This is a genomic window from Butyrivibrio fibrisolvens, from assembly GCF_023206215.1.
Classification (GTDB): domain Bacteria; phylum Bacillota; class Clostridia; order Lachnospirales; family Lachnospiraceae; genus Butyrivibrio; species Butyrivibrio fibrisolvens_C.
Map to the genome: position 1 here is coordinate 218,699 of NZ_CP065801.1, position 13,346 is coordinate 232,044.

13 protein-coding genes are annotated in these 13,346 nt (G+C 40.3%); 3 read left to right on the forward strand and 10 right to left on the reverse strand.

What is annotated here, in order from left to right; all coding sequences use genetic code 11:
* The first annotated feature begins 33 nt into the window (after positions 1-33).
* From I7804_RS18250 to I7804_RS18260, 3 genes are all read left to right on the forward strand, one after another.
* Positions 34-1,047: a GNAT family N-acetyltransferase gene (locus I7804_RS18250; protein WP_248406023.1), complete on the forward strand. Its 1,014-nt coding sequence runs from the start codon at positions 34-36 to the stop codon at positions 1,045-1,047.
* Positions 1,048-1,228: 181 nt separating this feature from the next.
* Positions 1,229-2,317 (forward strand): tyrosine-type recombinase/integrase, encoded by a 1,089-nt coding sequence (locus I7804_RS18255; RefSeq protein ID WP_248406024.1) that lies wholly within the window; start codon positions 1,229-1,231, stop codon positions 2,315-2,317.
* Between the two features lie 82 nt (positions 2,318-2,399).
* A complete protein-coding gene (locus I7804_RS18260) occupies positions 2,400-3,293 on the forward strand; it encodes a DMT family transporter (RefSeq protein WP_248406025.1) in 894 nt (297 codons plus the stop codon).
* Between the two features lie 101 nt (positions 3,294-3,394).
* Here I7804_RS18260 and I7804_RS18265 read toward each other — a convergent pair whose 3' ends face one another.
* The 10 genes from I7804_RS18265 to I7804_RS18310 all read right to left on the reverse strand — a co-directional run bounded on the left by I7804_RS18265 (position 3,395) and on the right by I7804_RS18310 (position 13,322).
* The gene (locus I7804_RS18265) at positions 3,395-4,477 is read right to left on the reverse strand and encodes a DUF6765 family protein (RefSeq protein ID WP_248406026.1); all 1,083 of its coding nucleotides are present in this window, start codon (positions 4,475-4,477) and stop codon (positions 3,395-3,397) included.
* A gap of 12 nt (positions 4,478-4,489) precedes the next feature.
* Positions 4,490-5,020, reverse strand: coding sequence for a DUF308 domain-containing protein (locus tag I7804_RS18270; RefSeq protein WP_248406027.1), 531 nt, complete (start codon positions 5,018-5,020; stop codon positions 4,490-4,492).
* The gene (locus I7804_RS18275) at positions 5,017-5,589 is read right to left on the reverse strand and encodes a hypothetical protein (protein ID WP_248406028.1); all 573 of its coding nucleotides are present in this window, start codon (positions 5,587-5,589) and stop codon (positions 5,017-5,019) included. Before I7804_RS18275 ends, I7804_RS18270 begins: the two co-directional genes overlap by 4 nt.
* 51 nt (positions 5,590-5,640) lie before the next feature.
* Positions 5,641-6,441 (reverse strand): PrsW family glutamic-type intramembrane protease, encoded by an 801-nt coding sequence (locus tag I7804_RS18280; RefSeq protein WP_027204568.1) that lies wholly within the window; start codon positions 6,439-6,441, stop codon positions 5,641-5,643.
* Between the two features lie 32 nt (positions 6,442-6,473).
* The gene (locus I7804_RS18285) at positions 6,474-7,196 is read right to left on the reverse strand and encodes an ABC transporter permease (RefSeq protein ID WP_248406227.1); all 723 of its coding nucleotides are present in this window, start codon (positions 7,194-7,196) and stop codon (positions 6,474-6,476) included.
* A 20-nt stretch (positions 7,197-7,216) separates the two neighbouring features.
* Positions 7,217-7,948: a hypothetical protein gene (locus I7804_RS18290; RefSeq protein ID WP_027207403.1), complete on the reverse strand. Its 732-nt coding sequence runs from the start codon at positions 7,946-7,948 to the stop codon at positions 7,217-7,219.
* Positions 7,945-8,790, reverse strand: a complete 846-nt coding sequence (locus I7804_RS18295; RefSeq protein WP_110074366.1) for an ABC transporter ATP-binding protein — start codon at positions 8,788-8,790, stop codon at positions 7,945-7,947. Before I7804_RS18295 ends, I7804_RS18290 begins: the two co-directional genes overlap by 4 nt.
* Before the next feature lie 25 nt (positions 8,791-8,815).
* Complete coding sequence (locus I7804_RS18300) at positions 8,816-10,978, reverse strand: M13 family metallopeptidase (RefSeq protein ID WP_248406029.1); 2,163 nt, start codon at positions 10,976-10,978, stop codon at positions 8,816-8,818.
* Positions 10,979-11,063: 85 nt separating this feature from the next.
* On the reverse strand, positions 11,064-11,879 hold the full coding sequence (locus I7804_RS18305) for a CPBP family intramembrane glutamic endopeptidase (protein ID WP_110074368.1): 816 nt from the start codon (positions 11,877-11,879) through the stop codon (positions 11,064-11,066).
* 279 nt (positions 11,880-12,158) lie between these two features.
* The gene (locus tag I7804_RS18310) at positions 12,159-13,322 is read right to left on the reverse strand and encodes a tocopherol cyclase family protein (protein ID WP_248406031.1); all 1,164 of its coding nucleotides are present in this window, start codon (positions 13,320-13,322) and stop codon (positions 12,159-12,161) included.
* Positions 13,323-13,346: the final 24 nt, after the last annotated feature.

A 13,346-nucleotide genomic window follows, 5' to 3' on the forward strand; every position in this document is an offset into this window, starting at 1 on the left:
TTTGAACCATTAGTCACTCGCTTTGCTCGCGACATGAGGTTAAAAATGAAGGCAGAACAGTTATGGACAGAATATTGCTCCAAAAAAGGAATAGATATAAATACCCCTTATGAAGCGTGGAGCTTTGGCGAAGATGAAGAAGGAGATGACCTTCTCCGACTAGTCCTTGCGGGAAAGAAGTTTGGCACAGCTAGTCTCTATGATGCATACGAAGCAGAAGATGCTCTTGATGAGCTTCCTAAGGCAGGTGATTACAGCGTTTTGTTAAATAGTAAGAATGAAGCTGTATGCATTATAAAAAACTACGATGTATACATAAGAAAGTTTAATGAAGTGCCTCCTTATCACGCATATTCTGAAGGAGAGGGTGATAGATCCCTTAAATACTGGAGAGAGGTGCATAAGGAGTTTTTTGAAGAAGAAGCGAAGGAAGACGGAATTGAATTTACGGAAGAATCCAGAGTTGTATGTGAGAAGTTTTCTCTTGAATATACTTTGGAAAAAGAAACTACCGCTGACGACGAACTTCTTTTTATAGAACCTTCAATGGTTTTTGCAGACGAAATCGCAGCTTATAGGCAGGAAATGCTGGATGTGGATTCAAGTTTTGATGGATGCTTTTCTATGAAAAGAATGCCTGATCCAAAGGAATATGTAGACTATTGTATAGGCTGGGCGAATCCGAGCAGAGTTGCAGATGAACATGGTGCCTGGGGCAATGTCCTTATGGTATTTAGGAAATCCGATATGAAAATGGTAGGTTGTATGCAGGTTCACAACGTTTTAACCCAGCGTATGAAAGACTTCACAGGTCATGTTGGCTATTCTGTTAGGCCATCAGAAAGGGAAAAAGGATATGCTAAAAGAATGCTTGCAAAGTCTCTTGATTTTTTAACGGCTTTTGGATTTAAGGAAGTATACGTTAGTTGTGTGCCAACGAATATTGCAAGCAGGAAGACTATTTTGGCTAATGGTGGAGAATATATTGAGACAAAATACCTGGAGTGCGATAATGTAAATCTTGAACGGTATAGAATTTGCATATAATAGAAATTGTATTTCAGGATAACTGTTTATTAGGCATAAATGGAGGATATGAAAATGTAATAACTTGCAAGAATGATACGAGCGGAGCAGATTAAAAATAGTCTGTTCCGTATCTTATTATGCCAAAATATCATTGCACAAAATTCCTCTTTTGTGATATGCTATATATAGGAGGCGCAAAATGGGTGAAAATTCAGCATATTACAATTCCCTGAAGCAAAAACGCAGGCAGGACACAGAGAATATTAAATCATCATTACCTCAGCATGTGCACGGTTTTGTAGACGAATGCCTGTTGAGATATCAGCCAAGTACTGCATTTAACTATGCGCAGGATATTCTGTTTTTCTATAAATATTTGAAAGAAAAGAATCCTATCTGTAGAAATCTTGAACTGCGAAACATTACTTTTGAAGTAATTGAAAATCTTGGGCCACAGGATATCAATGAATTTCAAAATTATGTTGCTTCAGGCCATAAACCGGACAAAACAGGCAATATAAAGCCAGTTAATGAGCGTGCAATTGCCAGAAAAATGGCTGCTGTTAGGAATTACTTCCAATATCTGGTTAAATACGACTATCTTAATGCAGATCCAACGATTAAAGCAGTTGTAAAAAAGAAAAATCCAGAGAAAAAAGATATTCGGAGGCTCGATTCTGAACAGGTACAGAAGCTTATTGATTCCGTAGAAAATGTTAATTCTGCCAGCTATCACTCAAGAGTAATGTCTGAGATTACTGCCAAAAGAGACCTGGCTATTGTGACACTTCTTTTAAATACAGGAATCCGTGTATCAGAGTGCGCTGGCCTTGATCTTACAGATGTAAACTTTGACGAAAATTCCATTACGATCGTCAGAAAAGGTGGCTACGAGGATCATCTTTACATAAACGAATTAATAAGAAATACTTTGAAGGATTATATCAAAAACGAGCGCCCTACCCTGCTTGAAAATGCTGAAGATCCAGCTCTTTTTATATCCTTAAAACATAGACGAATGTCAATAAGAAGCATTCAACATATGATAGAAAAATACGGTAAGAATACTGGCCTTTCGCAGAAACTGACGCCACATAAGCTTCGCAGGACCTATGGTACAGCGCTTTATAACAAAACAAGCGATATTTATATGGTGGCTGATGTATTGGGACATAAAGATGTTAACACTACAGTAAAACACTATGCTGCAATTGAGGAAGAACATAAGAGACAGGCATCACAGGTCGATGTTTATGCTCCAGATCCGGATGAAAAAAGTCGACTATGATTATATCTTGAGTGTTCTTTCATAATAGAAACAGATAGATTATACAGAGATTAAGATAAATCAACAAAGGATATGTGATCTGATGGATAAAAATAAAATTAAAGGAATCTTATTAACAACTATAGGTGCTGCCTGTTGGGGTCTTTCTGGCTCAGTTGGGCAGTATCTTTTTGACGTGCAAATGATGGACAGCAGATGGCTTGTGCCTATCAGGTTGGGACTTTCCGGAGTGCTAATTCTACTGTACTCACTTATCAAATATCCAGACTCTGTTTTTTTACCATGGAAAAGCAAAGAAAAGGCAATAACTATGCTCATCTATGGACTGGCAGGTGTGTCAGCATGTCAGTTCCTGTACTTTCTCACAATAGAACTGTCCACTGCAGCTGTTGGAACAATCATGCAAGATTTGGCTCCAATATTCATCCTAGGATATACATGTATAACAACCAAGAGATTTCCCAAGTTTTTGGAAATATTGTCAATCATAATGGCTCTACTAGGCGTTTTCTTCCTTACAAGCCATGGCAACATTACTACAATGACAGTGCCGTCACTTGCAATAATTACAGGTGTCTTAAGCGCTGTTTGCGTTATGATTTATAATGTGCTTGCTCCTAAACTCACGAACGATATTCCTGTCATAGTTGCTCAGGGCTGGTCTTTCCTGCTTGGAGGTATATGCATCGGTATCATTTTCAGAACCTGGACAATCCACTATATTCCAAATCTCTATGGAATATTAGGCATTATATTTGTTATTGTAGTTGGCAACCTCTGCGCCTTTACTCTATATATCAGCGGTGTGAAACTTATCGGACCATCCAAAGCAATTCTCTATAGTTTTGCTGAGCCTCTGACCGCAGCAGTCATTTCAACTTTGGTCCTCGGAAGTGCCTTTACGGCATTTGATGCACTGGGCTTTGCGATGATCTTTATCATGCTATGGCTGATTACAGTCAGCAAATCATCATAAAGTTAATGAAGAAGCATACCTATTATTTGTCGTATTCTCTATATTCACAACCGATATGCTTTGCCCCGATACTATCATTTTTATATGGTTTTCCTGTCTATCTATGACAGCCCAGCAAGGCGGTTGCCGGATTCCATGATCCTGGAAGCTACCATCTTCTTTTGGGCAAGAGCAGCCTCGAAAAAAAGTCCGAGGAAGGTTTTGGATTTATTGTTGCTACTAATGTATTCCCCAATATGCTCATCCTTGTCAAAATCAGGGATGCGCTCCCCGGAAAGGCTCTCTCCAAAAGCTTTCCAATCATCTGACGCATCGACCTGACGTTTCGTGATGATACTACGGATCTTCTCAATGTGTGGCTTAAGTTTTTCCATAGCATAGGTGTCTTTCTTAAAATCGTCAACTTCCCCACGTAGATATGACATGGCATAGACCATCTGGGCAAATGCACATTCATAATCGTGTGGATTGTCCTTTATTATCTCCTTGTAACCACCCCATGCCGGTAGATAGACATAGCGGATATAACTATAGTCCGGCAGATGTCCCGCACGTCCGTGCCCAAGGTTCATGATCGAGTTTTCATCGGACTGATATACGCTTCCGACATATACAGGCTTATATACATCCTCTGATGCGGATGGATTATGTGAAAAGGTAACCTGTCTGCGCTCAGGTTCTACGCTATCTCCCGGGAACAGCTCATAGAAATACCAATTTGTGTTATTGATCACCAGTGATGGTGTTCCGGCAAAATATGTATGCGCCCATGTATCTGCGAGAACGTGCATGGCAATACCGATTGCCGGGGTACCCTTATCTTTGGCAAGTTTAACTGTATCGACAAGCAGATCGCCATTTGGTCCGCAGATCAGGCGGTATTTATCCTTATAGTTTTTGGAGCCTATTTTTATATCTGCATACAGATCTCTTGGCAGGAAATGAAATGAAGACCATATTCTTGTGATATCGCAAAGACCGATCGGATCCGTTCTAGCCTGTAGAAGCTCTGTCTGTAGCTGCGTCGTTGCAGCCTGCGCGGGTCCTCCTACTTTTATGAGCCATGTCCTTGAGCAATGATCTACAAGCTGCGCAGCATGGCATATTTCTACACTGTGCTTATGATCGAAACCTGCCAGCACCGCGGCGCAGTAAGTCGCATAATAATGAAAATCTCCCTGCATTTTCGTGTACTCCTAATCTATCGTGATTACCTGCTGACGGCGAAATGTATTCGCTATATTCATAACCGCCGAGAAGATGAAACCAACAGCACAGATATATACAACTCTTGCTCCGCTTCGCATAAAAATCAGGCATATAATAGAAAATAATATCTTGACCACGCCCTGAAAAGTCTTAAATCTCCAGGAGCTTTGAATCCTTCTTGATTCATTTGCCCCCAAAAGATCCACAACACCTGAAAAAGCCAAAGTGCCTGCCAGATACATAAGAACATATGCCCTTGGTACCCACACAAGAGAACCTGTGAATATCCCAAAATCAAAGAAAAGGATTCCGCGAAACAGGATATTCCTTCCCCCAACCATGTGCCGGGCCATCCGAAAATAGAACCAGAGCATACGAAGCCCCATGATCTCTAACGTCAGAGAAAAGATACCAATGATACCCATATATGTTTTTTCGCCAAAAACAAGCATTGCTGCGCCTATGAGGATCATAGAAGCAGCCAGCAGTATATTTCTTAATTTCTGCCATTTCGTCATTGTGATTCTCCACCTGCTTTTTCAAGTTTTCTGATTTTGTCAGCTGAATACAAAATGAATATGTAATTTACAAATGCAGTTATCTCCATTATGAAAAAGGCTAGATCCACATTTCCGCTGGGTTCCTCAGCATTAATGAAACTTAAAATATTCACTATGATAAGTATTCCTGCAAACAGTGCACTAAGGAAAGTCAGTACAAGATAAAATCTCTTTTTTCTTTTTATTGTCTGCCGTCCTACCCTATAAGCATTTAATCCAATGTAAAGGTGATACAAAAGCACAACAACACTAAACATCATGATTATCAGCAAAATACCTATCCATAGAATGATATTTACAGCCTTCTCATATTCCGTACCTATAACAACGCTGCCGTTTTGCTCCATAATCGTTCCGATAATCTGAGCAATCGTTTCCTCACCTAAGAAAAAGCCGATGAATAGTTTGATGATATCCCATACAGACAAGGCGATCACCATGCTGCCACTTAGAGATAGAGCATCCCGGTAGCGACGAAGCTTGATTTGTATTTCTTCGTTTTGGGGCTTATATACAGCTGTATCCATCTGCACTCCTCTTTGCTTCTTACTTTATAGGTACAATAAGGTCAGACCCTGTCATGACTTCTGATCTGCACTGTTTGTATCCATGAATGAAAGTGCTGTAAGATTTGCGGCATTTTTCTTAAGCCGTCTGAATATATAGAACTGGAATATAAATATCGGAATTACTATGATCAGTACCATACCAGCACCAATATATGTTGTTCTCTCTATTTCCGGTGTTATAGTTTCTACGTTATCCCCGGCATGTATGAGCATGTTTGCAGCAAAGAAGTCAAAAATAGTGTGGCATAATACTGGAACAAAATATGCAAGAAGGTATTCTTTTACTACAGACCCTCTGCCTGTTACTTTGTTATATCTGGCAAGGCCAAGATGTCTTCCCATGGCAAGCCCGAGCATCATATGTACTGTCACATTCGGAAGCCTCATTAAAAGACCTGTAAGACCCATACTATATACAAAATCTTCTATAAGAGTAAATCCGAATCCGACGGCGCCTGCTACCAGCATATATTCATATACATTTCTCCATTTTTTTCTATAAATGCATAAGACAATAAGCGTAATGATAAGTTTTGCGAGTTCTTCATTCAGTGCTGCTGAAAAAAGAGCATGGTTGAAACTGGCAAGTAATGCCGGTCCATCTGTAGGAACAAAACCGGTTACAGCCTTGAATGTAAGACCGATTATCAGGAAAAAGACAAATGAAAGCGGCACAGATAAAAGCCCAAGTACTACCGGCAGCAAAGCCTGTCCTCTTGAAATCCTGTAACTTCCTTCCCAGGTAATCATATTCTTGTAAAGAATACCAATAATGATTAAACACAGAACCAAACTGATTATCGATGCCATATTTTTCCCCTTTCTATCGCATATAAACCATGTTAGAAATCCAGCTCTTTTTTTCTAAAGAGCAAATATGCCACAATAATGGAAATTGCGCAGATCTTTGCAACATGCCAAAGCATCGTAAAGATTGCCGTGCCGCCGGTAAGCAACAAATCTACTTTTGCACATTCGAGGGCATGTGAAAAAACATGCCTGTCTATATGTAAGTGCTTGATCACAGGAATAGCATTAAGACCGCCAAGCAGTGTATCTCCTGCAAAAAGCAGGAATGCATCCACAAGTGTTGCATAAGCAACGTTCTTGCTCCAGAAAAGAATGATCATGGATATTGTTGCATAGCCCAGAACGATAAAAGCATTGGTTAGTATCGTGCTATATAAAAAGCTGCTCTCTGCGACATTCATCTTCGCTCCCATTAATAATCCTGTAATCGTGATAAAAAGAGTATAGATTCCATATGAAATAAAGGTTACGATCACACAATTTACGAACTTGGCGATAAGGAGCCTTTTTCTTGAAATCCCTCTTCCAATAAGGCACTGCATGGAATTTGACGTAAACTCATCGGCATATACGCTTACGTATATGGCAATTCCTATAAACAGATTCATTGTGTTTATAGCTGTACCCTGACTGGAAGCAAATGAAAACCCGCTTAGTCCGTCACTGCCTTTTGATTGAATAGTCCAAAATAGTGAAATAAGGAGGCAAATTCCAAGTACGATCCAATATGACGGTTTTCTCAGAATTCTTTTCACATCTGCAAAAATAAGATCTTTCAAAAGTCAAACTCCTTTCTCCTGAAAAAATAAGTCGTTATCAATAGTGCTGCCAAAAGATAACAGATAGCAGGCAGAAGCTCCCAGGGGGCTGCTCCCACTTCTACTTTGGTATATGCCCAATCTAATAGCCCGTCAAAGGTATAATCATATAATGAAAGAGAAGAAAAAAACTCTACTATGTTAAATACCAGCTTAAATATGGCTGCAAATGCGATACATGCGATAATACCAAGAACTGTAGAACCGGAGATGTACATGATCATGGCAGAAAAGACGATGTATCCAAAATGTCGTAGCCATCTCAGGATGATATATATAATAAGACTTGCCTGTTGCTGCGGGCTTAATACGATTGCCGATTCTGTATTTATTACGATAAGAGCTGCTGCAATTATGATCAGATACAGACAAAGAAGTAAAATGGCGGCGTCAAGGAGCTTGGCTATTATGAGCTTATTCCTGGTTATACCGTGACCAAGCACGGTCTGCATGGATTTCGAAGACAGCTCATGTGCAAAAACAGCATAAAATGTAGGAAAGACTATAAAAAGAGCTATAGGAGCTCCGCTAAGTGCTTTCTGCACACCATTTATAAGTCCGATTGAGCCATCATTTACAATACCTTCAAGTACTGCATACGAGATATAGATCAGCGCAAGCAAAAGTCCTATATAGATAAGGCCAACCCGAAAGATACGTTTCAAATCTGCTCTTAACAAATTCCTCATTCTGCTGATCCTCCAATGAGTTCAAAGTAATAGTCTTCCAGAGTAACTTTCTCTTTTCCTTCTTTTAGGATATCAATACCATTTTCTGCAAGAATACTTTTGGCTCGCTCCAGATTATCGGTAGAAACTGTCAGTTCTACTTCAGGGCGCTTTGCAGAAAGGTCATCCTGTGTGATCTCTTTGGCTATAACTCCGTTGTGTACTATGCCAAAGCGATCTGCGGTATTTTCCAGTTCGCCAAGAATATGACTTGATACTATAACTGTCATACCAAACTCATCTCTGAACCTACGTATCATGTGCCTTATATCGGCTATACCCTGAGGATCAAGACCGTTGGTCGGCTCGTCAAGGATGAGAATATCAGGATTACCAAGGATTGCATTGCCTATTCCAAGGCGCTGCTTCATTCCAAGGGAATATCCCTTTGCTTTCTGATTTTCCTTACCGCCTGTAAGTCCCACAACATTCAGGACACGATCAACCTCCTGCTTTAGCTCTTTTCCCTTGATACCCTTTGCAGCTGCATAATACTCAAGATTGGCTCTTCCGGAGAGATATCCGTAGAAATTGGATCCTACAAAAAATCCAATTTTAGACCTGTTTGCAAACAGCTCTTTGCGACTTTGCGAGCCATCTATGGAAACACTGCCGCTAGTGTACTCCGACAAGCCAAGGATCATCTTGAATATGGTGGTTTTTCCTGCACCGTTTTTACCTACCAGACCGTAGATGTCGCCTTTATTAACCTGCATGGTGACCCCTTTTAGAACGTCATGTTTACCATAGCTTTTGACTATGTTATCAAGCCTTATTGCTGCATTTGAAATCTCTGATCCCATAACTTTCTCCTTCCTGAATAAGACATCACCAGACAGTTACTCTATTTTCCGGGCTTAAATACATTCCATCTCCAGGTTTAATATCATAGGTTTCGATGAATTCATCATATTGTTGAAGTATAATGTTTATTCTGTAGAATGGCAGAGGATGCACGTCACCTCTGATTGTGTCAAGTTCGTTTTCCTTAGTTGTCTGCTGTGCATATTGCCTTGCAAAAGCCCTGAAAAACTCGTCATAATCAAAATCAGGTATATTCCTTGCTACATATAGAACTGACTTGATGCCTCCCATATCGGCTATGGCTTCATCTTTTATATTGTTTCCATTTACTTTCTGTTGCCCGGGGATAGGCCTTGCCAGTGAAAAATAGCCGGCAAGTTTTGATGCCTTTTCATCCATCTTTGACCTGTCTTCTACAGCCATCCAGTCGATGGCGGTTATATTTTCATCAAACTGACGTCCATACAGGTCAAACTTAGTGCCGTTAGAATCAAATCCATGAGTTATCTCATGTCCAATAGTAGTTCCTACAATTCCCGCAAACTGTTCAAGTGTTGCATCCTCTCCATATGCAGCATCACACATGGCTAGATACCCCGCCATTATATAGATGCCGTTTTCGCCGGTATAATACACACAGTTAATCTCGGTAGTGGTTTTACTTTCGTCATAGATATCCCACTTGAATCTGTCAAAGTTAAGATTCTTACTTATATCTGCCCTGTGAGCTTCCAATATGCGCATGCCCTCAGCAGCTGCATCAACAAGGTTGCCTCCTTCGTCGTAGGATTTTATTTCTGCTGATGAATAGTCAGCGACATTATCAGGCTTTATGAGGTGCAGAGCCATATTTTGCAATTTTTCTTTTGCAGCAGTTTTTGTATCATCCGACATCCAGTCTTCTTCATCAAGTATTTGTGAATAAGCCTTTATCAGTGCGTCAGTAAATTCTTCTACCTGATCTGTTTTTTCGCTGTCTTTAAAATATTTTTCCAGATATAGCGTATCTAGTAATGGAAGATAGCCGCAGATCTTCATATCATTTCTAAATAGGACGCCAAGCTGCCCATCTGATAATCCCTCATGGCCTTCGGCGCTTTTAGTATAAAGAGAGACCATCTTTTCATATGATTCGCGGTCAAGAAGATACTTGGTTGAATCGATGGTATGTACTATAAGAAATGACTTGATATCCTCAAGATTTTTTTCTGTATAGATACCAGACAGAGACTTAAGATATGTATAATCCACATAAAAATTATCGCATCCCAAGTAGCCTCTGCTATCCAGTATCTGTAAGAGCGGATAATCCCCTTGTAAGGCGCTGATCCCTTCTCTGTTATTTTGAGCCTGTGTGAACATTTCACTTACGCTTAAGTAATCCATATTGCTGTTTCTGGCGATAAAAGTTTCTATTTTGTAATTGCCTTTTAAGATATCGTCTATCTCTTTTTCTGAAAAGCCAAGTCTTCCAAGAAAGTATCCAATTACTTCATCGCATCTTTCTTTGGCGGATAATGTATTGGCTGTATATTCAACATATGAAGAGACAGATCCGAGGGAAAGACTCGGAGCCACGAGATTTAAAGTACTCTTGTCCGGGAATTGAAGTTGTGCTCCTACGGATTCTGGTATTAGAAGCCCCAGACCAAAGGGATTTCGATCAAGGCTTCCCTGATATTCTGTAAGTTCACTTATAGAAGATATGCTCTGTATATCTATAATATATTTTTCGAGCGGTTTTACTCCGAGCTTATTTCTCTCATCCCAATCAGAGTGCAGATCTACCAAAGCTTTGTATTTTAAAGCATTGTCGTCTGTCATAGTTTCGTCAGAGGCGATTGCCATACATCTTTCATAGACCAGCTTATTTGCATCAAGAACTATGCTGGCCTCTTCATAAGCAGGATCTAAACTAGCCGACAATATATAGTCTTTATTTGCAGCCGCAGCAAAGTCATCTTGAAGCCGTATGTTATCTTCAGGATTCACCATGCCGGAAACGTCTGAATCAACCCATTTCCCTCCTCCGGGTTCTCCGGAACTATCTGAAATTCCTACTTCCTGAGAAGATGTGTCCGAGCCTGAGGCACTGTTGTTTCCACATCCGGAAGACATTAGAGGTAAAGAGACCAAAAGTAATATAGAAGTGGTTTTTCTAAATACATTCCATTTTTTGCCTATCATTAGCTATCATTCTCCTATCTCATCTATAAGGTTTTCGAAAGCCATTTTCTTGATTCTGAGAATAAATAGTAATCCTTTGAACTTCTTATTCTTTGCTCCAGATCTTTGCCCAGATTTCATTGGGTTTAAAGAGTTTGTTTTTGCTGATCAGGCAGAGTGCAAAGGTTCCTATGATCATGATTACAATAAATTCATACATAAGCCGCCCTGTACTGTACTGCTGCGTCAGTATGCCATCTTCGGATAATAATGGGTCCGTTGTAAAGCAGATAAAATCATATAACCCGTGTGCAAATATCGGAAATATAACACTCCCTGTTCCCAAATATAAAGAAGTAAGCAATAAAGCCATAAATGTTGAATGCAGTACCTGTGATGCGGTCATGACTAAATCTGCACCCTGTGCCAGATTTCCTGCATGAGAAAGGCCGAATATTACAGCCAGAAGGATTATCGCAGTAAGTCTCCTCTCTTTACTGACATATCTCATGACTATAGCAAGGGATAGTATCCTGAACATAGTCTCTTCTCCAAAGCCGGCTGTAATGCCCATAATAGCAGCATTAAGAGAGGGATTAAAATAAAACGAATGATAAAAAAATAATGGCTCGATCAGTGTAAAGATTATAAGAACCCCTAAGAGTATCATTAATATACAAATATCTCTTGCCGGAGCTTTGGGCTTTACAAATCCTTTAAATTCAGGCGAGAACCAAAACCAAAAAATCAGCATCGATATTACTGCGAAAATGCAAATACCTATATTCCCTGCATTTCCTGAAAACATCTCACCTATAGAACCTCCTATTCCCGTTAAAAGCGATGGAATGAGTATGCCTAGTATAACGGCGATATAGGGCATCTTTTCACATATCGAATGCTTTCTTGTTTTTGTATCCATTTGTGACCTCCTAATGAGCTATGATGAAGAGTTGTTAATGGGTATTGCTTTAGGGATTGAAATGCCACTCTACAAGATAAATTTCGACTATTTTTATGAAAATCTTTATACTGTATAATGTTTTTTTCTTTTACAGATTCAGAATTATCAATAGTGCCAAAAAGCCAGTAAATAGGCCCAATGCCTTTGGCATTGGGCCTATTTACTGGCTGATTCATTGAATTACGAAATCTGCAGCTGGTGCGTATTTCTGTAATATACTCACAAGAATACATACCTTTATTCGCCGTATTCTCCATATTCACAGCCGATATGCGTTGCTTCGATCTCATCTACCAAGACAAGGTCATCACCTTTTTTGTCATAAAGCTTTATGATCCCGTATCCATTACCGCCATTCCACAGGCGATTGTGGTTTTTCCTGCCGTCAGGTGATTCATAGTTTATGAAGAGCATGTCCTTCTTAAGACAGTGAACTTCTGTCTCCATAACAGCATGGATGTTCTCCTGTCTTACATGCCAGATGACTTCGGTTTCTTTTTCCTCAAAACTAAAATCAGTCTTAACATGAAGATGCAGTTTGGAGAAATTAAAGTCGTATTCTTTGCCCTCGTAATACATAACTCCAAGAAGGCGCCTGTCAAGGGGCACGAAGTAGATCTTAGGACGTCCGCCGCCTATATCGAAGACACTGTTTGTAAGGAGCCTGCCTGTCTTTTTGCTAACAAGACAGTTAGATGACAGCCATACCCAAGGGCTTGTGAAGTCCCTGCCCCAGTTCTTGTCAGCGTAGCCGTAGCTCTTGCCGGGAGTTACTATGTAGGTTCTGCCATTGAAGGTCACGGTTCCGCCGTAGGCACTCTTCATACCCTCAGCATGCCAGTACATTGCAAATGCCTCCATGTCGCGCAGAGGCTTACTTGCGCCGTATCCTACATTGAAGGCTATCTGCTTGTCTATTACAAGGTCAAAAGATATCTCGCCTGCATCGCACATCCATTCTGGGTGAGCCATAACCTCTTCTTTTGATATACATATGTGACCCTTAAGTGCAGTCTCACAGGCAAGGCAGTCGTCAGCACTTATCCTGTAGGGAGCGCTTTTATGGATCTTAACATCTTTTAAGGAAAAAAATCTGTGGAGTTGACAGGCATCTTCGCCCCAGGTTCCGGCCTTGACCATCAGATAGGATGGGTGTTTGCCGGATGCTTGATTGGCCGGGAGCTGGCCAAGTACAGGCTTATCCTCTGCAAGTGCAGGATTACAGATGAAGAATTCTATAAAAAATGGCTTATCCTCTCCTGTCTCTATGTCCTGCGCAGTGAACGAATGCCACCACCAGTCATATCCAAGATGGGCAAGTGGACCATGTAGCATCAGTGCATTTCTTCTCTTATTATGGACATTGAATCTATCTATCTTCATTTCCAAACTTAACCTCATATACGACATAACTATTGCTTTTTA

What these genes read in the sequence shown, in the direction of transcription:
- I7804_RS18280 (WP_027204568.1), bottom strand. Translation starts at nt 6,441, where the DNA reads ATGGCATCGATAATCAGTTTGGTTCTGTGTTTAATCATTATTGGTATT.
- I7804_RS18265 (WP_248406026.1), bottom strand. Translation starts at nt 4,477, where the DNA reads ATGCAGGGAGATTTTCATTATTATGCGACTTACTGCGCCGCGGTGCTG.
- I7804_RS18250 (WP_248406023.1), top strand. Translation starts at nt 34, where the DNA reads ATGAGGTTAAAAATGAAGGCAGAACAGTTATGGACAGAATATTGCTCC.
- I7804_RS18270 (WP_248406027.1), bottom strand. Translation starts at nt 5,020, where the DNA reads ATGACGAAATGGCAGAAATTAAGAAATATACTGCTGGCTGCTTCTATG.
- I7804_RS18310 (WP_248406031.1), bottom strand. Translation starts at nt 13,322, where the DNA reads ATGAGGTTAAGTTTGGAAATGAAGATAGATAGATTCAATGTCCATAAT.
- I7804_RS18295 (WP_110074366.1), bottom strand. Translation starts at nt 8,790, where the DNA reads ATGGGATCAGAGATTTCAAATGCAGCAATAAGGCTTGATAACATAGTC.
- I7804_RS18260 (WP_248406025.1), top strand. Translation starts at nt 2,400, where the DNA reads ATGGATAAAAATAAAATTAAAGGAATCTTATTAACAACTATAGGTGCT.
- I7804_RS18275 (WP_248406028.1), bottom strand. Translation starts at nt 5,589, where the DNA reads ATGGATACAGCTGTATATAAGCCCCAAAACGAAGAAATACAAATCAAG.
- I7804_RS18300 (WP_248406029.1), bottom strand. Translation starts at nt 10,978, where the DNA reads ATGATAGGCAAAAAATGGAATGTATTTAGAAAAACCACTTCTATATTA.
- I7804_RS18255 (WP_248406024.1), top strand. Translation starts at nt 1,229, where the DNA reads ATGGGTGAAAATTCAGCATATTACAATTCCCTGAAGCAAAAACGCAGG.
- I7804_RS18290 (WP_027207403.1), bottom strand. Translation starts at nt 7,948, where the DNA reads ATGAGGAATTTGTTAAGAGCAGATTTGAAACGTATCTTTCGGGTTGGC.
- I7804_RS18305 (WP_110074368.1), bottom strand. Translation starts at nt 11,879, where the DNA reads ATGGATACAAAAACAAGAAAGCATTCGATATGTGAAAAGATGCCCTAT.